We start from the raw sequence: 22,065 nt of genomic DNA, 5'->3' as shown, positions 1-22,065 counted from the left end.
TAGAAGATGCCGTCTGCCCCATCCTTTTTTCTCGGAGGATTGCCATGAAGGAAATACACGATCGAGCTGTGCTCCACGCTTTTATCGAAAACAGTTGTCTGCACGAGCTGTTCGACGCTGCCGCCATCCGCGAAATGCATCTGTACCAGGCGGAAAAAGGCGAGCTGTTGTGCGCCAAAGGCGACGTGCTCCAGCACATGTACTTCGTCGTCGAAGGCAAAATCAAAATTTTCACGACGCTCCCCAACGGCAAGTCGCTGCTGCTGCGCTTCAACAACCCGCTGGCGATCATCGGTGACGTGGAGTTCGTCACGCGGCTGGAGGCGCGCAACACGGTTGAATTTGTCCATCCGGGCAAGCTGATTGCCTTGCCCTTCAAAGTATTGTACGAGCGCTATCAGAACCATCCGGGCTTTTTACAGTTCATCCTGCAAAAAATCAGCCACAAGCTGTACACCTCGTCCAACTCGACGAGCCTGAATTTGCTGTATCCGGTGGAAAACCGCTTCGCAAGCTACCTGCTCTCCACCCTCGAAGGCGGCACGCAGCCGACTGCCTCGGACGAATTGAAGACGGCGAAGCTCACAGAAGTAGCGGAGCTGCTCGGCACGAGCTACCGTCATCTGAACCGGGTCATTCAGAGCATGAGCGCGTCCGGCATCATCGAGCGGAAAAGAGGGGCGTTGCACATTCGCAATCGAAAAAAAGTCGTGGAGCTTGCGAGCGGCAACATTTACGAATAAATGGCCGCATAGGAGGGCGTGAAAAGCATGCAAGGCATTCTGTTTTCGCTGCTCGCAGGCGTGTTCATCTGCTTGCAGAGCGTCTTCAATGCCCAGGCGAGCGACAAGCTGGGCCTGTGGCAAACGAACGCCATCGTCCACGGGCTGGGCTTCCTCGTCTCGCTCGCCGTCTTCGCCATCGTCCGCGACGGGGACTGGCAAAAAATCGAGGAAGTGAACAAGCTGTACTTGCTCGGAGGCGTATTCGGGGCGCTGATCGTTTTCAGCGTCATGAAAGGCATCACCTTGATCGGCCCGGCCTACTCCGTCTCCATCCTGCTCATCTCCCAGTTGCTCGTCGCCCTGCTCATCGACTCTCTCGGCTTGTTCGGCGTGGAAAAAGTCCCGCTTGGCGCAAACAAACTGCTGGGAATCGGCATCATGATCGCAGGCGTGCTCGTCTTTAAGCTGAAATAAAAAAGGAGGGCGCATCTGCCCTCCTACAAAATCAACTGCTCCGGATTCAGCCCCAGTAAAGCCTCGTGCACGAACCTTCCGTCTTTGCGGATCAACACGTCGTCAAACCAGATTTCCCCGCCGCCGTACTCCGGCCTTTGAATCGCGATCAAATCCCAGTGAATCGTGCTGCGATTGCCGTTGTCCGCCGAATCGTACGCCTGTCCCGGCGTCAGGTGGAAGCTCCCGGCGATTTTTTCATCGAACAAAATGTCGCCGATCGGGTGCAAAATGTGCGGATGAAACGCAATCGCAAACTCTCCGATGTAGCGCGCTCCCTCATCCGTATCCAGTATTTCGTTCAGCTTCTCGGTATGATTCGCCGTCGCCTCGACGATCTTGCCCTCGCGAAACGTGAAGCGCACGTTGTCAAAAGCCGTCCCTCTGTAGCGGCTTGGCGCGTTGTACTGGATCGTTCCGTGGAGCGAGCCGCGCACGGGCGCTGTGTACACTTCCCCGTCCGGCATATTCCGCTTGCCGACCGCCACCTGTTTGCCGATTCCTTTGATGGAAAAAGCCAGGTCGGTTCCCGGCCCCACTATCCGCACCTGATCCGTTTTGTCCATCAGCTCAAGCAGCGGCGTGCTTGCCTTGGCCATTTTCCGGTAGTCAAACGAGCAGACGTCGAAGAAAAAGTCCTCGAAAGCGTCTGTGCTCATGTTTGCCTTTTGCGCGGTTGCCGCCGTCGGGTAATGAATACGGATTCCTTTGATTTCATTGTCGACGCGGTGCGCCATGGGTTGAAAAGCTTCGGCAAGCAGCCGCTGCTTTTCCTCTGGCACGTCTTTATACTCGCTGTCATTCGTCTCACCGTGAATGCCGATGTAGCCGTGGATGCCGTTCCACATGTCTTTTTCCCATTCGGCGACTTGCGCAAGCTGTGCCGCTGTCAGCCCGAGCATCCACTCCCGCTCGACGCGTGGCCTGATAAAACGCAGGTGCGGGTAAGCTCCTTTTGCATACAAACGTTTGACCGCCAGTGGGCAAGACTTGCTACTTGTTCCCAAAAACAGAAGGCCCTATAGTAAATGGTAAAAATGCAGTAATGACGGTCCTGATATGCAGAACGGAAAGGAGCGGATGAGCGTGCCAAGGGCATTAGTGGTCGATGACGACCCGCACATTCGGGAATTGGTCGCATTGTACTTAAAAGACGAGGGGTTTGACATTGTAGAAAAAACAAATGGAGCAGACGCATTGGCATACGCGGAAAATCATGCCGTGGATTTGGCGGTTATCGACATCATGATGCCGCAAATGGACGGCTGGGAGCTATGCTCCAAACTGCGTGAGTTTGGCGATATGCCGATCATCATGATTACCGCCAAAGGCGAGGCGCAGGACCGCATCCATGGATTCAAGCTGGGGACCGATGATTATCTGGTAAAGCCGTTTGATCCCGTAGAACTGGTTCTGCGCGTAAAGGCACTGCTCAAGCGGTATCGCATTTCGGTATCCAACATCATTACGCTTGGCCATCTTTCGTTGGACCGTTCACGCTATCTGGTGGTATACGCAGACGGACAGACCAAAACGATCCCCATGAAAGAATTTGAACTGCTGTACAAACTGGGCAACTATGCCGGGCAATTATTTACTCGCGAAACATTGATCTAACAAATTTGGGGGCTCGATTATGAAGGGGACGAACGAACGGTAGATGTGCATATCAAGCGGCTTCGCGAGCGGTTCCCCGAAGCCGAATCCGGATTTCGCATCGTGACGATTCGCGGTTTGGGCTATCGACTGGAGGTAACAGCGCAATGAAATCGCTCTATACACGGGTCGTGCTCGTATTCGTCGGAATCGTCATGCTCAGCCTGGTGACGGCTTTTTTCATTACGACCTGGCTGTATGAAGAACGCGCCAAAGGCATCGTCCGAGACATGCTCATCGAAAACGGAAGCCAAATGATCGCCACCTACCAATCCACTCCCACCGCAGAGCTGGTTCCGCTCATGCAGCACTTGTCGGGCCTTTCCCTAACCCATACGCAGCTTTACAATGCAGAGGGCGTTCCGCTCCTCGCCGAGAAAGGAACCTCGTTGCAGGTGGAGCCTCGTGATGTCGCGCGTGTCCTCGCTGGTGAAAAGCTAACTGATCTGCTGCGAATCGACACTTCTGCTTCCCATGAAGCTGCACTGCCTGTAATTGGCCTGCCTTTTCAGGTGGACGGACAGCCTTATGCCTTGTTCGTGACGCTGACACGAAACAGCGCTGACGAAGAATTGATGAATTCGATTCATTTGCTGTACGGTTTAATCCTGTTCATCGGAAGCTTTTTGATTCTCATCGCCGCCCGTTACCTGGTCAAGCCGATTGTTCAATTGACCGAAGCCACCCGGCGAATGGCGGAAGGAGAGTTCGCAGTAGAAGTACCTATCAAGCGCAAAGACGAGATCGGAATCTTGAGCGCCAGCTTCAACCAGATGGCCAAAAAGCTCGGAATGCTGGATCAAATGCGGCGGGATTTCGTCTCCAACGTCTCGCATGAGATCGGTTCCCCTTTAACTTCGATTTCCGGTTTCACAAAGGCGTTGAAGCACAAGGAAGTAAGCGAGGAAAACCGCCTTCGCTATTTGACCATTATCGAGGAAGAGAGCGAGAGACTGTCTCGGTTGAGCCAAAATTTGCTGCAATTATCCCAACTGCAGCAAGAGAACATGCCGCTGCGCACCAAGACGTATCGTCTCGACGAGCAGATTCGCAAGGTCGTGATTGCGCTTGCTCCACACTGGGAAACCAAACAGATCGACTTCGACCTTCATCTGGAGCCGCTCATGATAGAAGCAGACGAGGACCAGTTCAGCCAGGTGTGGATCAATCTGCTGAGCAATAGCATCAAATTCACACCTATAAACGGCACGATTCAAATCACGGCTGTCAAGAAAGGCAATCAGTGCATCGTTTCCATTTCCGATAACGGAATCGGGATTCCTGAAGAAGAAAGGGCTCACATTTTCAAGCCTTTTTACAAAGTAGACAAAGCTCGCAATTCTGCCGTAAAAGGAAACGGCCTTGGGTTGTCCATCGTGAAGCAAATCATTGACGGGCATCGGGGAAACATTCGGGTTTTAGGTGAAGCAGGAAAAGGAGCGACGTTTGAAGTTACCTTGCCGCAGTGAAAAACCGCCAGCGTGCGGTTTTTTTCTTGTTTTGTTTCCCGTTCATATTCAGTTCACATAGCTGCTTTATATTCCTCTTAGAAGCTAATTACCCTACGGTGGTATAGTAAACAGGAGGAATCAAAAGTGAAAAAAGTTTTGTTGCGTTTGGCGGTGTATCTGCTTAGTCTGGTTGTATTTGTAGGCGGTCTTGGCTTTCTTGGATATTCCCATACGCAGAAGGAATTTTACAACGCGCTCCGCGAAGAGGCCGTCCCTTCCCTGGAGGGAGTCACCATTCCCCCTCATGATCCGGCGAAACCTACCGTTGCAGTCGTCTTGGGAGATTCTTCGATTACAACAGAGGATTTCGATTTTCTCATTCCGTACACGCTGCTCTCGATGACAGAAGCGTATAATGTCTATGCTGTCGCACCCGACAAAGACCTCAAAGCTCTGTCAGGCGGACTCGATGTCGTCCCGCACTACACGTATGCAGAGTTGGATGCTCTGTTGGGGAAAGACCCTGACGTAATCGTAGTCCCGTTTATGCCCATTATCGCTGAAGCGACATATGCCCCTACCCGCGAGTGGATTCAGAAACACGCTAACAGCGATACCACTTTCCTGAGCATTTGCGGGGGGTCAGGCAACCTGGCTGATGCCGGTCTGCTGAAAGGAAAATCGGCTGCGTCTCACTGGCAAGCGATTCCGTCATTGCGAGTATTCTACCCGGATACGACTTGGGTAGAGGATGTGAGATATGTCCACGAAGGAAATACGCTGACTTCATCCGGTCAAACGGCTGGTATCGATGCGGTGCTTCACCTCATCTCGCAGCAAGTGGGCGAGCCGACAGCAGCAAGCATTGCCAAACAAATCAGCTATCCGAATTACGAATTTGTCGCGAATCCAAAAGTGGAACCGTTTGTTCTCGACTACAAATTTTCCACCTACATTCTGAATAGCACATTCCGCTGGCAGAAAAAGCAAATGGGCGTGCTGCTCTATGACGGCATGGAAGAACTGGCCCTGTCTTCGATCTTTGACTCGTACGCGGACACAGGAACGACACGCGTTCGGACCATTTCGAGGACGATGACACCGCTTACGACCAAGCATCACCTCAACATCGTGGCACGACACACCATCGAGAATGCGCCACAATTGGATAAAATGATTATCCCTGGCGGCGACGCGCCTTCGCTGGCTCACGATGACATCAAGTTTTGGAATGAAAAAGGCAAGGCCGATGTGACTCTGCTCATTCACGCCGATTCTCCCAACCGTTATGTGTTTGAAGCTCCATTGGAAGACCTGGCCAAGCAGGAAGACCTGCTGACAGCCCGGCATGGCGTAAAGCGTTTGGAATACCGCTTCGACAATATCAAGCTGGAAGGCAGTGCGCTTCCTCTCATGACCTATGCGCACCTGCTGCTTACTCTCGCTCTTGCTTTCTTTACGGCATTTTTCATTGATCGCAAGTTCATTGCCAAGAAATCGATTTGCTGTTTGCACAAGCGCACGCTGTAATCTCTGCCGAAACTGATCCCAAGCATGTGAAACAGATGAAAACACCTTCAAGACGATCCGATCATTTCGCAAGATCGGGGACAATCTTGAAGGTGTTTTTTTATGCGTGCGTGTCTGCTCCTTGAGCCAGACGACGCCGATCAGCGTAGCAAACACGATGCTGATTTCCCGCAGCGCCACTTCTCTGTCTTTGGAACGCAGTCGGCAACCGTTCCGTTCAGCAGACGATCCGGTACGGCAACGGCGGACTCGTATGCACAAGCCCCTGCTGTCCCCGCTCAGGCTCAGGCGCAAGCTCGATCGCGATAGGATGGATGGTGGCCCCTCTGTCGGTCGGATACCACGGGCGGTTTGCTTTTACCAGCACGAGCACGCCGTCCTGATCGCCGTAAAAGCGAAAGACTTCCGATTCAGCCTCAAATTCGCTCGGGATCGGGGCGAGCGAAGCCGCGAATGCGGCGACATCGGGAACGGGCATGCCGACTTCCTGAATCGAGAGCCAATCCGTCTTCGCCTCTGTCGGAAAAGCCAGCAGCTCCAAAATGTTTCCTTCCGGGTCTGCGAAGTAGAGCTGCTTTCCTTTCCACGTGTACGACTGCATGACCTCCTGCCCGTCTTTGCTGCGTAAAACGATGCCGCGCTGTCTGATCGCTTCCGCATACGAATCGAACGCCCGCTCCGCGATGCCGCAGGCAAAATGGTAAAACGGCTTTTGCTCCGCCCGCTGAAAAGCCAGTGTGGCTTCCCCTACCGATACGGCAAACGAGCGGGGCGTGCTTTCGATCAGCGGCATGTGCAAAACTTGCGTGTAAAAAGCCAGCAGTTCTTCCGGCTTGCTCGTCGTCAACGTCACCTTTTGCAGCTTCATCGGCCGTTCACTTCCTTTTTTCTTCCATAGTAGCATAAGTAGCGCCCGGGAAGCGGCAGCCCTTTTCGCCGCGGAAGAAAAAACAAGCGATCCCCAAACAGGAATCGCTTGCCGCTAGTCACGCGAAATGCTTGACCAGATTCAGAAACAGATCAATAGCCGTGCCGATCTCTTCCTCGTCGATATCAAATTTGGGGTGATGATGCGGATAGGCGCTCTTTTTTTTCCGCACAAAAACACGATGTTTGGCTTGACCGCTTCCCGGTTTTCAGCCATCCATTTCGCGACGGCGAGCAAGAGCGCCGTATGTCCGTCGTGTCCCAGGGGAATTGTAGCGTGGCGGCATAAAAAAACCTTCTCTGCCGAAAGAGAAGGAGTTGGATTTTCAGAATAAGGCACAGGAAACGGGACGAAATAGGGAGGTTGGTGTTCGCGGTTGTCCAGCCGAATCGAACGAGTAACCGATGAACCGAATAGGCGTCTGGCGATTCGTTCTACCCATACAAATTAGGATTAGCACGTATGCTCTGTCATACATTTCTACGAGCGACCAGCGCTCATAGGGGTCCTTGTCTCGCACAAGGATAGGCGTTGTCCGCGATTTCCTGTGGCTGAGATGTACTCAGCTTACAAAACGCAATCCGTTACGTTTTCTAAGCTAAGCACATGAAGCTGTGCCTAGTCTTCCAGCTCGATATATTTTTCGGCCTGCGGAAACTCCAGAAAAATGTTGTGGCATTCGTCTTCAATCAACTGGGACAAGCGCTTGACTTTTCTCTCCAGCTTCAAGCCGCTTTCCCGCGCTTTTTCAATGTCGTACATGGCGCGCGTGATCGTCTTGTCCCCGCCATTGAAGTAGCCACCCGTATTCAGTTCCTCTTTTTTCATCGAACCGTATCGCTTCAGCGAGGCAGCTTCCTTGCGCATATGCTTCGCAATCTGCATCGCAGTAAAAAGGCTGATCTCCTGATTGTTCCAGGTGATTTTGTGGGCGAGATTGGCGCTGTGGATCAGCTCGTCAATGACGCGGAAGTCTTCGCGCGCTTCCTCCAGCTCTTCCGTGATGAGCGCAAACGAACGAGTCGGCTCCTCCGCTTGCTCGCCTTTCACATAGACGCAGAAGGCGTTTTTTTCGCGCTCCTGATCGAGCTCGCTGACCTTGTGGGCAATATCTGAACGCAACGGAACAAGTGCTGCCAAAGACAGTTTCGCCATTTCCAACCTTCCTTTCTCTCGGGACGAAATTTACTCTTTCAATGAGACGAGCCAATAGCTGGAAAGTTTCGTTTTTTCCAGAAAACTTTTGGCACTGGCTTTTAGAAAAATAGCAAAGCCCCCTCATTCATCGAGGAAGCTTTGCCGATGCAGTCATGCGCTTTTGGATGAGTTGAATTTTTTGTGGTAATAGCGGGAAAATCCGATGATACAGGGGACGAGGACGATCGTCGGCATAAACCAGACGAGCGGGTGAACAGAGCTTAGGCCGAGCAGGCGCGGCGCACCGAATACGGTAAAGGCCGTAATCGTCGCGATACAGCAGCCGAGCATTCCTCCCAGATGCTCAAACCACCAGTGGAGCTTTCGCCCCGGCGGCCGCAGCCAGTACACAAGCTGCGTCGTGCCGAGGAAAATCCCGATGAACGGAAACCAGGTCAGCAGGGTAAAGTCGATCGTCGCCCCGTACAGGCTCATGGCTGCGCCCGAGGCGACCAGCAAAGCGGGAAATAGCAGGTCGACCGGTTGGCGATGCGCCGCTTTGCGGTTTTTGTACCGCAGCACGCGAATCCCGTACCAGGCTGTCGCCGAGCTCAAAATCGAGATGAAAATGAGGAACCAGGCGAAGGCGACGGACTCGACCGTTTTGTCCGGATCGAATCCGATCCGCCAGATGCCCATGACGAGGGCCGAGATCGCGACTGTTCCCATCGCGATCACGTAGACCCAGCCTGAGCGCACGTGCGCCTTTCCGCCCTTTTTGGTGACGATTGGCAGCCAGAATACGAGCAAGGCGGTAAATCCGGCGATGATGTGAATCACTTTGAAAATCGAGAAAAGAAGCATGGCGCTGTTTCCCCCTCTGCTAACCATTGGTCAGCGTCTGATACATGATCTGATGCACTTCATCGACAGTCAGTCCGCTCGCATTCGGCGCGATTTGCGTCTTCATCCGGATGCCGTACGTAATCATCGTGAAAAAAATCGCGACCTTCTCCGCATCGAGCGTGGCCGGGATCACTCCAGCCCGCTGCCCAACCTCGATCCATTCCTTCGACGTCTGGATGCTCTCCTCGTGCAGCTTGGCAAGCATCTCGCCAATCACCGGGTCTTCTCTTTTGCTCAGCAAGTAAATCAGGATCAGATTCGTCACATCGCGCGGGTTGTGAATGTGGCGCAAGCCCTGCGAGATACTCCCGAGTGCCCCCGTCAATTCGCTTCCCCCTTCTTTTACGGTTTGGTAAAACCGCTGGCTGATGGCGGCAAAACGTCTTTGCAACAGCAAGCCGAGCAGTTCATCCTTGCTTTTTACGTAATGGTAGATCGCTCCCTTGGACAAGCCTGAACGCTTCATGATGTCCTGCAACGTCGTCTGCTGGCATCCTTTTTCCAAAATCAATTCCTCTGTCGCCGTCAGCAGCAATTGGAAGCTGGGGTTTTGATGAATCGATGACATAGTATCCTCCTGTAGAAAATGGACATGGAAGTCGGTTCCTTACGACCACTATACAAACCGTCGGTCGGTTTGTCAAGCGAAAGAAAAAACACGGACGTCACTTCGTCCGCTTGGCGCTGCTTTTCGCTGCTGCTTACGTTTTACTGCGAGCCGATGAGTTTGTAGTAGATCACCGTGTCGTGCAGGCTGCCGTCAGCAGACATGGCGTAGTGCGGGATTCTCCCGCCCTCTTGGTACCCCATCGCCTGATACAGCCGATTGGACGGATCTTCGGCGCGCGTATCCAAAACGAGCAGGCTGCGGTTCTCGGCCAGCGCCCGCGCCTGTGCAAGCAGCATCAGCGTGCGGCCAATGCCTTGCCGCTGCGCGGAAGGATGCACCATCAGCTTGGCGATTTCCGCCCGATGCCGTCCGTTTGGCCGCTCAGCCAGGTGGAGCTGGACTGTCCCGACGATGCCGTTTTCATTGGCTGCCACCCAGACTACCACCTGCTCGCCCGTTACCGAGGCCCAGTAGGCGTATGCTTCTTCCCAGGCCAGTGGCGGCAAAAACCCGACGGAAGCCCCATCCGCTACGACATCCACCAGCAGCCCGGCCAGCTCGCGAAGCTCCTGCTCCGTTGGCTGGATCACTTCTCGATACGATAAACCTGGCGTCATGCTTTGTCCCCTCCGTTACGTTTCGCTATGTGCGTGATTATTCTGTATCCTTTAGCACCACTATAACCGAGAAACGGAGCGCTGTCAGTTAAAACGGAACATTTTATGTAAGGAAAATTAACATACATATATCACCGATCCGTTATGGACGATACCCGTACATGCTAAAGATGAAAAAAAGACACGCATACACAACCCCTGCCGGAACAATCGAGAGCGCGATCCAAAATTTTTGCGCCGTTCCACGGGCAGCCTTGAACCAACCGTAGTAGTTGAACAGCAGCACGAGCAGAAACGGAACAAAGAAAAATCCGAGCATGGACTCGACCCACGCCGAATTGTTGTCCCAAAATTGCTCCGGCACCGGCAGCGTATGATACTCCGCGTAAATTGCTTCCTTGCGTGAGATGAACACGTACGACAGAACGATATAATAGACGATTACAGCGGCCTTGACCCAGCCCTTTATCCCTTTTGTCGTCCATAACAGCATAAAAATGATGCCCAAGATGAACCATAAGGCCATGTATTCCATCCCGATCCCTCCTAGAAGGGATTATATTTTTTCGCGCTGCATGAAATAAGTACCAACTTTTTTTGGTACCTCCCCGGCTTTCCCGGCAAGAGTCGACAAAATTTGGAATCCTTCCTATAATAGACTTGTCAAAAAAAAGCTGTCTTTTCGTAGGAGATGGTCATGATTACATACGCGATTTCGTTTTTGCTGTCGTTTGCTATCGTCATGGTGCTGATTCCACCGCTGGCCAAATTGGCGTTTCGCCTTGATTTTGTGGACAAGCCCCGGAAAGACGTCGAGCGCAAGATTCATCGGGAGCCGATCCCGCTAACCGCCAGCTATGCGATCTTCGTCGGCTTCGCTACATCGTTTCTGCTGTTTTCCAAAGAATCGCCGGAACAGACGATTGCCGTTTTGATCGGCTCGCTGCTCCTTCTTACCATCGGCACGATTGACGACTGGTACAAGACGCAGGGCAAAGACTTCTCCGCTCTGCCAAAAATGATTGTCCAGCTTTCCGCCGCCGTGATCGTGTACTTGTCCGGAATCAACTTCTCCGGCTTTTACAATCCGCTGAGCGGGGAGTACATCCTGCTGCCGGAATGGCTGCAGTTCATCCTCACGATCTTGTGGATTTTCGGTGTGACGACGGTCATCAACTTTTCGGACGGCATGGACGGCCTCGCCGGAGGGCTGACCGCCATTTCTGCCGGTACGCTGTTCGTCGTCGCCCTTGTCAAAGGACAGACGACCTCCGCCATCATGGCGATCAGCCTGATCGGGGTCGCTCTCGCTTACTTGCGCTACAACAAGCCGCCCGCGAAAATTTTCATGGGAGACGCAGGGGCGACTTTTCTCGGCTTTATCCTCGCCGTGATCGCGCTGGACGGAGCCTTCAAACAGGCAACGGTCCTGTCGCTGTTCATCCCGATTTTGGCGCTGGGTGTGCCGATCTTCGACAACCTGTTCGTCGTAGCAAAACGGTTCATGCAAGGCAAGCCGATCTACCAGGCAGACGCCAGCCAGGTGCATTACCGCTTGCTGCGCACGGGGCTTAATCCCAAGCAGGTCGTGGCGTTTCTATGCTTAATCAGCATGTGCTTCTCGCTGACCTCGATTATCCTGCTTTTGCTGGGTGTATAGAACGAAAAAATGCCGCTTCGGTCCTCCCACGGACCTGCGGCATTTTTTTATGCTGAACAGGCTGGCTGGCGCTGCCGTTTTCGCTTGTCGCCCAGGCCAGGCGAGGCCCGCTTCTCTACAGGAGCGCTCGCTTCGCCGTCAGCATCGTCTGGGTAATCCGAAAGCCTGTCCCTTCGTACAAAGCAATCGCAGGCTTGTTGTGCGTTCCTGTCACGAGGTACGGCTGCAAGCCTTTTTCCAGCGTCCGGTTTATGAAAAACCGGGCAAGCTGTTTGCCGTAGCCTTTTTTCTGGTGCTTGGGGTCGACGAAAACATCGTAGGCTTCGCCGTGCGGGGTCACGATCAACGAGCCGACAAACTCGCCCTGTTCCTCGTAGAACATGTAGATGTCGTCCTTCATTTCCGTGAGCAGCCACTTTTGCCAGGAGTCCATCGTTTGTTCGCAGTAGTCGGTCAGACGGTACGGCTTCAGATCAATGCTTTTGCGCACCTCATAGTAGGCGTCGCTTTGGGACTGGATGTAGCAGGGCAGCTCCTGCTCGGCAAAAGGCTTGACCGCAAGCGTCGGCTCCGGCACCATCCCGCCTGTGTACTTCATCGTATGCTGTCCCCACAACGGCGCGAAGCCTTTTTTGGCAAAAAACCCCCCGGCATCGCCCTCGTCGATGCGATACGTGGCGACGACCGCCGTCGGCTTCTGTTCGTGCGCAAGCAACTGTGTCCAGACGAGGTCGAACAGCCGGGAGCCGATCCCTTTTTTGCGCTGCTCGGGACGTGTGTACACGTACATTTCCGCCGTCCCCTCTTCGCCAAAAGAGGTTAAATCGTACAAGCTGCAAGCGACGATCTCCCCTTGCTCCTCACAGAGAAACACCGTGGCCGATTTCAGGATTGCCGCGAGTTCCACCGGGCGCCATTGCACCTCTTTTTGCAGCATCGCCACGACCGTGCCCAGGTCGCGCTCCTTCAGGTTGCGAATCATTTCTCTTCTCTCCCTCTGCTGCTCATCGCCTGCGCGCTAGCTCTGCTTCGTGGCTGTCGCTTCCGCCGTCTGCTCCAGTTGCTTTTTATGTTGCAGGCACGCCTGGCATCTTCTGCTTTTTCTGCCAAAAGCGGTGTAGTATTTGAGCTTTTTGCAGGAGCGGCACGTCACGTACAGCGAGCTGGACAAATTGTAGTTTTGCTCGGGCGTGTTTTGCGAAAGGTGGACGGTCTTGTTGTATTTGATTAAAAGGTGCGCCGTATGTATGGCATCGACCAAAGCCGAGTGCAGCCTTCCTTCCTGAACGATGCCGGCTGCATCAATCGCGTCTTTCAGACTCATCTGCTTGCGGTCGGCGAGCAGCATGCTGATCGCGGGCTGGATGTCGTTGTAGTTGCGCAGCCAGTTGAAATCAAGTCCGAAGCGGGCGCAATGCTCGATCATCAGCCGTTTGTCGTCCTGGCCCCACGAGCACAAATAGTAGTCCTCGTCCGTGCCGATCCAGTCGAGAAAAGCGTCGAAGGCTTTGCGAAACGGAATAAACGTCGGCATGTTTTCTTTGTCCAGGCCGATAAATTTGCGGGTGCGCTCCGTAATTCTGCGCTCGATGGCCGGAAACGTGTAGCGCTGGAAGGTGTCGACCTCCACGCCGTTTTTTCCGGTCACGACTTTTGCCGCACCGATCTCGATGATTTCCGGGATCTTGTCCCGTTGATGGGTAAGGGTTGTTTCCAGGTCATAGACAATGATTTGCAAGCAGTATCACATCCTGAATGTATTGGTTCTATTATGAACGGTTGCGGGCATGGATTGCAAAAAGCAGCAGGCAAACGCTTTCCTTATTTAATGGATAATTGTATAGGAGCGCGGACAAAAAACAAAGCAAAAAATGGCTGCCGTACATGGCAGCCACGAAAAGCCTCTATCTGGTTGTGCCGGATTTTCAAAACGTTTTCCGCAGCCACGCGAGCAGCGCCCAGCGCCTTTCTGTCCGGCGCTTGTAGGCGGGCAGTCCCCGGTACACTTCTGTCGCTTCGCGAAAAGATGCCTTCGCCTTGTCTTTTTGCTGCAGCTCGTCGTACACGACGCCAAGCTTGAAGTACACCTCGCACGACGACATGTTCATTTTCGCCAGCTCCTCCAGGTATTCCAGCGCTTTTTCCCGCTGCTGGCGCTTCGCGTACTCTTCCCCGACAATCAGGCGCGGCTCCCCGTATCTGACGCGCGGATTGAGCTTCAACGCCTGCCCGATCAGCTCCAGCCCCTCTTCCATCCGCCCTGTCTTCAGCAAGCAAATGCCTTTGTCACACAAATATTCGGACGAATCCTGCATCGTGGCGGCGATCCCTTCCAAGTAAGCCAGTGCTTCTGCATATTGCCGCTTTTCCATGTGCAGACGGGCCGCCTCCAGCTTGGCTGGCGTGTCGTGCGGGTTCAGCCGCAACTGCGTGCGTAACGCCGACAGCCTTCTCCAACGGCGATACGGCTTGGTAATGTCAGGCAGCAGCCGGACAAAGCGGCGATCCAGGAAATACAGGACGAGCAAAATAATCAGCATGGCGATAAACGGATTGCCTGTCAGCCACCACAGGATTGAGAACAAGAACAGTTTCCCCAAAGATTTCCCCTCGATCCTCTCTTTTTTCTTTTTTTACTATAAGAGTCTGCCAACTCTATTGTCAAATATTGTTACCTCAAGATAAAAGGTTACTACGATAGTGGTTGTTATCCACCGCGATATAGGTTACTATAATCGTAGTAACCTATAATAAACTATTTCAAAAGGAGGTTTGCTCGCCACCGTGAACATGAAAGTGTACCTCCTGGCTATCGCTGCCTTTGTCGTAGGAACGGTAGAGCTGATTATCGGCGGCATCTTGGACATCATCGCGGGGGATTTGCAAGTCTCCATCAGCACCGCAGGCTGGCTGATTACGATGTTCTCTGTTGTTTTTGCGCTTTCCGCTCCGATTTTGCTGACCGTAACGGCAAAGGCCGAGCGAAAAGCGCTGTATTTGTGGGCGCTGGCCGTTTTTTTCGTCGGCAACGTCATTTCTTGGCTCAGTCCTCATTATTCGATCTTGATGCTTGGGCGGATTTTTTCCGCAGCGAGCGGTTCGCTGATTATCGTGCTGTCCATCACCATCGCTTCCTCGATCGTCCAGGAGGCGTACCGGGCGAGAGCAATCGGCGTCATTTTCATGGGCGTGAGCGGTTCGCTCGTGCTGGGTGTGCCGCTTGGCCTTGTCATCGGCAATTCGTTTGGCTGGCGCGCGCCGTTTTTGCTTATTTCCGTTTTGACGCTCGTCTCCATGATCGGGATTTCCGCCTTTTTGCCGAAAATCCCGGCAAGGCCGACGATTCCGCTCAGAGAGCAGCTTTTGACGCTGAAAAAGCCGAAGATCATCAGCGCGCAACTGACGTCCGTGTTCATGCTGACCGGACATTTGACGTTGTACGCCTATTTCACTCCGTTTTTGAAAACGGCTTTGCACCTGTCTTCCGGCTGGGTCAGCATCGTCTACTTTATTTTCGGCATCTCCGCTGTGCTCGGCGGCGGCGTTGGCGGCTGGGCGGCAGACAAGCTCGGTTCGACGAAAAGCATTTTGGTCATTATCGCCTCGTTCGCTGTCGTGATGTTCCTCATTCCGGCAGTGACGTTTTCGCTCTATTTGTTCCTCGTCGTGATGATTGTCTGGAGCATGCTCAGTTGGGCGATCACGCCCGCGCAGCAAAACTACCTGATCGAAACGGCCCCCGAGTCGTACGAGATTCAGCAAGGCTTGAACACGTCCGCGTTGCACGTCGGCATTGCGCTCGGCTCGGCCGTCGGCGGCTTTGTCATTGAGCATCACTCTGTCGTGGACACGGCCTGGGTAGGCGGCATCTTCGTGCTGATTGCCTTTGTCTGCGCTGTTTTTTCTATTACAAGACCTGCTACGTCCAAGCTTGGTCAGTCCTTTACCATTTAAGGAGGTGAATGCCGTCGCGCCGAGAGCGAGCCTGTGCGTTCCGCTCGGTGCGCGACGGCCTTATCATGAGCACACATATTCAAGCCAAACCAGGTGAAATCGCAGAAAGCATCCTGCTGCCAGGCGATCCGCTGCGGGCCAAGTACATTGCTGAGACGTTTCTCACAGACGTGACCTGCTACAACCAGGTGCGCGGCATGCTCGGCTTCACGGGCACTTATCAAGGCAAACGAGTGTCTGTGCAAGGGACAGGCATGGGCGTTCCGTCGATTTCGATTTACGTCAACGAGCTGATCCGCGACTACGGCGTGAAAAATTTGGTTCGCGTCGGAACGTGCGGCGGCATCCAGAAAGACGTGCATGTGCGCGACGTCATTATCGCCATGACGGCATGCACGGACTCGAACATGAACCGCCTGACATTCCCGGGCTTCGACTACGCGCCTTGCGCCAATTTCGAGCTGTTGCAAAAAGCGTACAACGCAGGCGTTGCCAAAGGCTTGCCGGTGCGGGTCGGCAACGTGCTGACGGCCGATGTGTTTTACCGCGAAAGCATGGAGCCGGTGAAAAAGCTCGGCGACTACGGGGTGCTCGCCGTAGAGATGGAGACGACGGCGCTCTATACGCTTGCCGCGAAGTACGGCGTCAACGGTTTGTCGATCCTGACCGTCAGCGACCATATTTTCACGGGCGAGGAAACGACGGCCGAAGAGCGGCAGACGACGTTCAACGACATGATCGTCATGGCGCTGGAGGCCGTTATCGCCGAGTAAGCATCATCGGCGTACGCGAGAAAGCTTACAACAAAAAGGGATCTGCGCTCGCTGGCAGATCCCTTTTTGCTGTACGTATTTGACGCAGCATGAACCATTTTGCTTGCTTCGGGCATTCGCCCGCTTTTTGCCCAGGCGAAACGATCCGGGTTACGCCTTGCTTTCGCATTCGTCCCGCTTGCTCGACTCTTCGCTGCAGAGCATGATCGACGCCAAAATCATCCCCGCAATTACCAGCTCGCCTTGCTCGACTTCAATCGCCTCCACACTCCCTGTAACCGGAGAGAGGATGTCGATGCTCCGGCTGCCGTCTGCGAGCGTGAACAGCACTTCTCCCTCCTGCACAGAATCACTCAATCGAAAAAAGATTCGCGCAATGGTTCCGGCAAATGGCGATACTACGTCATACTTTAAACCCAATCTGCTCACCTCGACTTATCTTCTCTTGGATTTCCTGATATTTGCGACTGATCGTGGACTGGCTGACGCCGAGCACCTTGGCTGCCATGGACGTCGTCTTGAACTCGTCCATCGCCATCTTGATAAGCTGCTCCTCCATCGCTCTCGTCGCTTCCTTCAGCGGCATGATCTTGGTCAAACGCTGCCGCATATACTGCTTTTTCTTCGTCTTCAACAGCGGCGTAATGTGGTGCGCTTCGATGAGATCCTCGTCTGCGGTGACCACGATTCGCTCGATGATGTTTTGCAATTCGCGCACGTTGCCTGGCCAGGAATACGATTCCAGCAGGTCGAGGGCGTCTTGGGACAGTTGGGTGGAACGGTCGTATTTTTCATTGAAGGTTTGCAAAAAGTGCAGGCTGATGAGCGGGATGTCCTCCGGGCGGTCGCGCAGCGGCGGAATCACGACAGGAATGACGTTCAGCCGATAGTAAAGGTCCTCGCGAAACGTGCCTTCCTCGACCATTTTTTCGAGATTTTTGTTCGTCGCGGCGATGATTTGCACATCGACCTCGACGATCTCCGAGCCGCCTACCGGGATGATCTCTCGCTCCTGGAGGACGCGCAGCAGCTTGACCTGCAGATTGAGCGGCATTTCTCCGATCTCGTCGAGAAACAGCACGCCTTTGTGGGCCATGCGGAAATACCCCGGCTTGCCGTTCGTATTCGCGCCTGTAAACGCGCCCTTTTCATAGCCGAACAGCTCGCTCTCCAACAGCGTCTCCGGGATCGCCCCGCAGTTGACCTTGACGAACGGGTGGTTGTAGCGCGGCCCCAACTCGTAAATCGTGCGAGCGAACACTTCTTTGCCGACGCCGGATTCCCCGGTGAGCAGCACGGTCGACGAAGTGTTGGCGATCTTGTGAATGTACTTCATCACTCTTTCCATCGGCTCGCTGGCGTAGATCAACTGGCGGTTTTTCGCGTACTGCTTCTGGTCGCGCAAATGCTCCAGTTCCTTTTTGTATTTCTCCGATATTTTTTTGACCTGGAGCAGCTCTTCCTTCAGCATGACCGTCTCCGTAATATCCCGCAGCGCAATGACGATCCGCTCCAGCTTGCCTTTGCCGTCAAAAATCGGGTTGCCGACCGCGAGCACATTTTTGCCCGAGCGGCTCTCCTGGGTGACGGACACTTTTCGTTTTCGCTCCATCACCATCCGGACGATCGCGGAGAAAAACAGCCCCTCCTGCTCCAGCTCCATCAGATTGATGCCGACGAGCTGCTCCTTGTTGATCTCCCAAAAGTCTTCGATCAGGTTGCCGCTGTAGCGCAACAGCACGCCTTTTTCATCGAGGACGAGAATCTCGTCGTAGATCGAGGAAAGAATCCCTTGCAGGTCGGTGTTGAGGTTTTTGACGTATTCCATCTCCATCGCCATTTTTTCGATGTACGGCAAATCTTGCAGGACGATCGTCGCCCCGGTTACCGTGCCGTCCTGGCTGCGAATCGGGCAAAAATCGGCCAGCACCCCGATCCGTTCGTTGACAATGATGTAGTTGAGCACCTTTTCCCCGTACTCGATCACTTTGTGAAAAACGTCCGGGTCGAGCAACTCGCCGACCCGTTGCTGGCGCAGCTCCTCCGGGGTCACGCGAACCATCCGCAACACTTCCGAGCTGAAGTTCTCGATCCGCCCCTTCTCGTCCACAATCAAAATGCCCATCGGGATCGAGTTGAGCAGCGAGCGAATCCAGTCGGGGTGCCCGGACTGGCTGGTCAGGACGTAGTACAGCACATCTTCGCGGCGCAAGTAGCCTTCGGGCTGTCCGGCCGGACCGGAAACCACGACGACTTCTTCTCCGCATACTTTGAAAAAATCCGGGACGTCTTCTCCCTGTTGCAAAAAAGAAAGGTTCGTTTGATAGGGCAACTCGCGCACGGGCCTGTCCATCCAGTCCGCGTCCGTCATCCGTTGCAGCAGATCGGTGTTGCGTATATAGGCAACGAGCTTTTGTTCATTGTTCGGATCGGTTACAAACACATAGCGTTCGTTGAACCGTGACATGATGTTCCGGACTTCATTTACTGAAGATTCAAACGATACAGTCAACGCTTTTCTGACAAAACGATTTGAAACCATAGGTCCTCCCAATATTGCTTGGCGTGTGACTTCTATTATACTCAGGGCTCCCATGGAGAAGAAAGGGGAAAAGAAGACTGGGGTGGGCAGTCTTCTTTTCCGGTAAACGATTTAGATTTGGACTTGCGGCAGTACGTTTTTGAACGTCTCGATCACTTTGTCCGCTTCCTCGTAGGTGATGGTGAGCGGCGGCTCGATGCGGATTGTCTTCGCGTTAATCAAAGTTCCGGCGACCAGCACGCCGTTGTCGAACAAGCCTTTGGACACTTCGTAGCCGATCTCGTCGCTGTGGAACTCGATCCCGATCAACAGCCCTTTGCCGCGCACTTCCTGCACCTTGTCGCTGTGCGCTGCCGCTGCTTCGCGCAGCCCTTTGAGCATGTACTCGCCCATTTCCACGCAGCGGTCGAGCAAGTTTTCCTCGATCAGCACGTTGAAGGTCGCAATCGCCGCCGCGCACGCCAGCGGGTTGCCGCCAAACGTCGTCGTCTGCACGAACGGATTCGGGAAAAAGCTTTTGAACACTTCCTCTGTCGCGACCACGGCTCCCGCTGGCATGATGCCGCCGCCGAACGCTTTGGCCAGGCACAAAATGTCCGGAACGACGTTGTAATGCTCGCAGCAAAACATTTTTCCGGTGCGGCCCATGCCCGTCTGCACTTCGTCGAGAATCAGGAGAGCGCCGTACTGATCGCACAGCTCGCGCACCTGCTGCAAATAGTCGTCCGGCGGCAGGTTGACGCCGCCTTCGCCCTGGATCGGCTCGAGGATGACCCCGGCGATCTCTTCGCCGACGAGCGCGCACGCTTCAAACGTCTTGCGCAGCATCTCGATGTCGCCGAAGTGCACGTGGCGGAAGCCCGGGATCATCGGCAGAAACGGCTTGCGGAATACCCCTTTGGCGGTAGCGGACAGAGCGCCCAAGCTTTTGCCGTGGAACGCTTTCGTCGTCGCGATAAAAGTCGTGCGGCCCGTGTGCATTTTCGCCAGCTTGATCGCCGCTTCCACCGTTTCTGTCCCGCTGTTGGCGAAGTAGGCGTATTTCAGGTTGCCTGGCGTCACGTCAGCCAAAATTTTGGCGAGCATGGCGCGCAGCGGGTCGAGCAAGTCCTGGCTGTGCAGCGGCTGGCGGTTGAGCTGGTTGATGACGGCCTCCACGACTTTTGGATGGCGGTGGCCGACGTTGTAGATGCCGAAGCCGCCCAGGCAGTCGATGTACACTTTTCCGTTGACGTCCATGAACGAGTTCGGGCCTGCGTCTTTCCATTCCACAGCGGCGAACTGGCCGTCCTTGGTCACGGATTTGCGGTAGCCAAGAAAGCCCGGATTGACGTGGTCGCGGAAGTTTTCCACCGTCTGGCGGGTGACCCACTCCGCTTCGTCTTTCGTGATTTCGCTTTTGGCGATCAGGTCGAGCACCTGGCTCGTATAGGCGTAGACGTCTTTGTACTGTTCTTTTACTTGTGCATGCTGATTGCTCTCCACTGTCTTGTTCATCGTGCTGTCCTCCTGATTGTCGTATTAGTTTTCAAACCAGCCGGTTGGCTGTACGTGCAGGTTGATGTTGATCTGCTTGACTTCTGTGTACTCCTCGAAGCCATACGTGCCCAGACCGCGGCCGATGCCGCTCTGCTTGTAGCCGCCCCACGGCGCTTCGTTGTACGTCGGATGGTAACAGTTGATCCACGTAATCCCGGCGCGCAGCTTCTTGATGACGCGCATCGCCTTGGCGCCGTCCTGAGTGAACACGCCGCCCGCCAGTCCGTAGACGGTATCGTTGGCGATGCGGATGGCGTCTGCTTCGTCCCGGAAGCGCTGGATCGCCAGCACAGGACCGAAAATTTCCTCCTGGACGATCTTCATGGACGGGGTCGTATCGGTGAAAATCGTCGGCTCGATGAAGTAGCCTTTTTCCAGGCCGTTTGCCGTCAAGCGGTTGCCTCCGCACACCAGACGGGCGCCTTCTGCTTTTCCAAGCTCGATGTAGTGCAAGATTTTTTCCATGTGCGCCTGGCTGACGACTGGCCCCATCTCGGTAGCGGGATCGTCGCCGCGGCCTACGCGTATTTTTTTCGCCCGTTCCACCAGCCGCTCGACGAAGCGGTCGTGGATGCTGTCCTCAAGCAGCAGGCGCGATCCGGCGGAGCAGACCTGGCCTTGATTCGCGAAAATTCCGAATAGCGCGTAATCGACAGCCGTCTCGAAGTCGGCATCGGCAAACACGATGTTCGGCGACTTGCCGCCAAGCTCGAGGGAAATTTTTTTGATGTTGCCTGTAGCGGCCCGCATGATGCTGCGTCCGGTAGCCGTGCCGCCTGTAAACGAGATTTTGTCCACCAGGTGGCTCTCCGCCAGCTCGTTGCCTACCGTAGCTCCCGCGCCCAGCACCATGTTGGCTACGCCTTTCGGGATGCCTACTTCTTCTATGATTTCAAACAGCTTTTGCGCAGTGACCGGGGTGACCTCAGACGGCTTGAAGACGATCGTGTTCCCGGCGGCCAAGGCAGGCGCGATCTTCCACACGCCCATGAGCAGCGGGTAGTTCCACGGCACGATCAGGCCGCATACGCCGACAGGCTCGCGCACGACCATCGCCTGCACAGGGTCTGCCACGTGATAGGTCTGCCCGTCCGGCTTGGTAACGAGGCCCGCGTAATAGCGGAAGCACGCAGCCGCGTCGGCAACGTCAAAAGCGGTCTCGCGCAGCGGCTTGCCGTTGTCCAGCGTCTCCAGCCTGCCGATTTCTTCCGCGCGCTCCTCGAGCTTGTCGGCGATCTTAAACAGGTAGCGGGCGCGCTCTGCTGCCGGAAGCTCCGACCAGATGCCGCTGTCGAATGCTTCGCGAGCGACCTGAATGGCATGGCGGGCGTCTTCCACGTCCCCTTCTGCCGAGAGGGCAATCACTTCCCCCGTAGCGGGATTCACAATCTCGCGGGTCTTTTTGCTTTGCGCGTCTACCCATTCCCCGTTGATGTACATCTTCAGGTTCATCATGCAACGAATCCTCTCCTTCCGCTGTATCCATTTACGTAAACTACCTAAAGCAACTCTCGTGCCAATCCG

21 protein-coding genes and 1 pseudogene are annotated in these 22,065 nt (G+C 54.4%); 8 read left to right on the top strand and 14 right to left on the bottom strand.

Annotated elements, in window-relative coordinates:
• Positions 1 to 44: 44 nt before the first annotated feature.
• Together BA6348_RS08520 and BA6348_RS08515 are read left to right on the top strand one after the other, a co-directional pair.
• Positions 45 to 743 (top strand): cyclic nucleotide-binding domain-containing protein, encoded by a 699-nt coding sequence (locus tag BA6348_RS08520; RefSeq protein WP_122953330.1) that lies wholly within the window; start codon positions 45 to 47, stop codon positions 741 to 743.
• A gap of 27 nt (positions 744 to 770) precedes the next feature.
• Positions 771 to 1,199: a DMT family transporter gene (locus tag BA6348_RS08515; protein WP_007784372.1), complete on the top strand. Its 429-nt coding sequence runs from the start codon at positions 771 to 773 to the stop codon at positions 1,197 to 1,199.
• Between the two features lie 23 nt (positions 1,200 to 1,222).
• Here the strand turns inward: BA6348_RS08515 and BA6348_RS08510 are convergent, their stop codons facing one another.
• The gene (locus BA6348_RS08510) at positions 1,223 to 2,203 is read right to left on the bottom strand and encodes an aminopeptidase (RefSeq protein WP_122953329.1); all 981 of its coding nucleotides are present in this window, start codon (positions 2,201 to 2,203) and stop codon (positions 1,223 to 1,225) included.
• Positions 2,204 to 2,324: 121 nt separating this feature from the next.
• Here BA6348_RS08510 and BA6348_RS08505 point away from each other — a divergent pair.
• From BA6348_RS08505 to BA6348_RS08495, 3 genes and pseudogenes are all read left to right on the top strand, one after another.
• Positions 2,325 to 3,005: pseudogene (locus BA6348_RS08505) on the top strand (response regulator transcription factor).
• Positions 3,002 to 4,363 (top strand): sensor histidine kinase, encoded by a 1,362-nt coding sequence (locus tag BA6348_RS08500; protein WP_122953328.1) that lies wholly within the window; start codon positions 3,002 to 3,004, stop codon positions 4,361 to 4,363. Before BA6348_RS08505 ends, BA6348_RS08500 begins: the two are co-directional and overlap by 4 nt.
• 126 nt (positions 4,364 to 4,489) lie before the next feature.
• A complete protein-coding gene (locus BA6348_RS08495; protein ID WP_122953327.1) occupies positions 4,490 to 5,875 on the top strand; it encodes a DJ-1/PfpI family protein in 1,386 nt (461 codons plus the stop codon).
• A 217-nt stretch (positions 5,876 to 6,092) separates the two neighbouring features.
• On the opposite strand, the gene BA6348_RS08490 is transcribed toward BA6348_RS08495, so the two are convergent.
• The 6 genes from BA6348_RS08490 to BA6348_RS08460 form a co-directional block, all read right to left on the bottom strand.
• Positions 6,093 to 6,743 (bottom strand): VOC family protein, encoded by a 651-nt coding sequence (locus BA6348_RS08490; protein ID WP_025845356.1) that lies wholly within the window; start codon positions 6,741 to 6,743, stop codon positions 6,093 to 6,095.
• A 678-nt stretch (positions 6,744 to 7,421) separates the two neighbouring features.
• On the bottom strand, positions 7,422 to 7,958 hold the full coding sequence (locus tag BA6348_RS08480; protein WP_005830426.1) for a hypothetical protein: 537 nt from the start codon (positions 7,956 to 7,958) through the stop codon (positions 7,422 to 7,424).
• A 153-nt stretch (positions 7,959 to 8,111) separates the two neighbouring features.
• Positions 8,112 to 8,804 carry a DUF2306 domain-containing protein gene (locus BA6348_RS08475; RefSeq protein WP_025845359.1) on the bottom strand — a complete coding sequence of 231 codons (693 nt, stop codon included), beginning with the start codon at positions 8,802 to 8,804 and terminating at the stop codon, positions 8,112 to 8,114.
• Positions 8,805 to 8,823: 19 nt separating this feature from the next.
• A complete protein-coding gene (locus BA6348_RS08470) occupies positions 8,824 to 9,414 on the bottom strand; it encodes a TetR/AcrR family transcriptional regulator (RefSeq protein ID WP_005830430.1) in 591 nt (196 codons plus the stop codon).
• Positions 9,415 to 9,554: 140 nt separating this feature from the next.
• The gene (locus BA6348_RS08465; protein WP_122953325.1) at positions 9,555 to 10,073 is read right to left on the bottom strand and encodes a GNAT family N-acetyltransferase; all 519 of its coding nucleotides are present in this window, start codon (positions 10,071 to 10,073) and stop codon (positions 9,555 to 9,557) included.
• A gap of 142 nt (positions 10,074 to 10,215) precedes the next feature.
• Positions 10,216 to 10,608 carry a hypothetical protein gene (locus BA6348_RS08460; protein WP_007784390.1) on the bottom strand — a complete coding sequence of 131 codons (393 nt, stop codon included), beginning with the start codon at positions 10,606 to 10,608 and terminating at the stop codon, positions 10,216 to 10,218.
• 156 nt (positions 10,609 to 10,764) lie between these two features.
• Between BA6348_RS08460 and BA6348_RS08455 the strand changes: the two genes are divergently transcribed.
• On the top strand, positions 10,765 to 11,733 hold the full coding sequence (locus tag BA6348_RS08455) for an MraY family glycosyltransferase (protein ID WP_025845362.1): 969 nt from the start codon (positions 10,765 to 10,767) through the stop codon (positions 11,731 to 11,733).
• 115 nt (positions 11,734 to 11,848) lie between these two features.
• Here BA6348_RS08455 and BA6348_RS08450 read toward each other — a convergent pair whose 3' ends face one another.
• The 3 genes from BA6348_RS08450 to BA6348_RS08440 all read right to left on the bottom strand — a co-directional run bounded on the left by BA6348_RS08450 (position 11,849) and on the right by BA6348_RS08440 (position 14,333).
• The gene (locus BA6348_RS08450; protein WP_005830437.1) at positions 11,849 to 12,715 is read right to left on the bottom strand and encodes a GNAT family N-acetyltransferase; all 867 of its coding nucleotides are present in this window, start codon (positions 12,713 to 12,715) and stop codon (positions 11,849 to 11,851) included.
• A 36-nt stretch (positions 12,716 to 12,751) separates the two neighbouring features.
• Complete coding sequence (locus tag BA6348_RS08445; RefSeq protein ID WP_005830439.1) at positions 12,752 to 13,471, bottom strand: 3'-5' exonuclease; 720 nt, start codon at positions 13,469 to 13,471, stop codon at positions 12,752 to 12,754.
• Positions 13,472 to 13,658: 187 nt separating this feature from the next.
• Complete coding sequence (locus tag BA6348_RS08440; RefSeq protein WP_005830441.1) at positions 13,659 to 14,333, bottom strand: tetratricopeptide repeat protein; 675 nt, start codon at positions 14,331 to 14,333, stop codon at positions 13,659 to 13,661.
• A 184-nt stretch (positions 14,334 to 14,517) separates the two neighbouring features.
• On the opposite strand from BA6348_RS08440, the gene BA6348_RS08435 reads away from it, so the two are divergent.
• Positions 14,518 to 15,687 (top strand): MFS transporter, encoded by a 1,170-nt coding sequence (locus BA6348_RS08435; protein ID WP_122953324.1) that lies wholly within the window; start codon positions 14,518 to 14,520, stop codon positions 15,685 to 15,687.
• A gap of 65 nt (positions 15,688 to 15,752) precedes the next feature.
• Positions 15,753 to 16,460, top strand: a complete 708-nt coding sequence (deoD, locus tag BA6348_RS08430) for a purine-nucleoside phosphorylase (protein ID WP_005830445.1) — start codon at positions 15,753 to 15,755, stop codon at positions 16,458 to 16,460.
• Between the two features lie 150 nt (positions 16,461 to 16,610).
• On the opposite strand, the gene BA6348_RS08425 is transcribed toward deoD, so the two are convergent.
• The 4 genes from BA6348_RS08425 to BA6348_RS08410 form a co-directional block, all read right to left on the bottom strand.
• Positions 16,611 to 16,805: a biotin/lipoyl-binding protein gene (locus tag BA6348_RS08425; protein ID WP_479722892.1), complete on the bottom strand. Its 195-nt coding sequence runs from the start codon at positions 16,803 to 16,805 to the stop codon at positions 16,611 to 16,613.
• Positions 16,806 to 16,863: 58 nt separating this feature from the next.
• A complete protein-coding gene (locus BA6348_RS08420; RefSeq protein ID WP_242507464.1) occupies positions 16,864 to 18,927 on the bottom strand; it encodes a sigma 54-interacting transcriptional regulator in 2,064 nt (687 codons plus the stop codon).
• Between the two features lie 186 nt (positions 18,928 to 19,113).
• Entirely contained in the window at positions 19,114 to 20,499 is a 1,386-nt protein-coding gene (locus BA6348_RS08415) for a putrescine aminotransferase (RefSeq protein WP_005830451.1), read from the bottom strand.
• Positions 20,500 to 20,523: 24 nt separating this feature from the next.
• Complete coding sequence (locus tag BA6348_RS08410; protein WP_005830453.1) at positions 20,524 to 21,996, bottom strand: aldehyde dehydrogenase family protein; 1,473 nt, start codon at positions 21,994 to 21,996, stop codon at positions 20,524 to 20,526.
• Between the last annotated feature and the right edge of the window lie 69 nt (positions 21,997 to 22,065).

It is taken from the genome of Brevibacillus agri, from assembly GCF_004117055.1.
GTDB lineage: Bacteria > Bacillota > Bacilli > Brevibacillales > Brevibacillaceae > Brevibacillus > Brevibacillus agri.
Note: the sequence above shows the minus strand (reverse complement) of the source record. Positions and strands in the feature narration are given on the sequence as shown.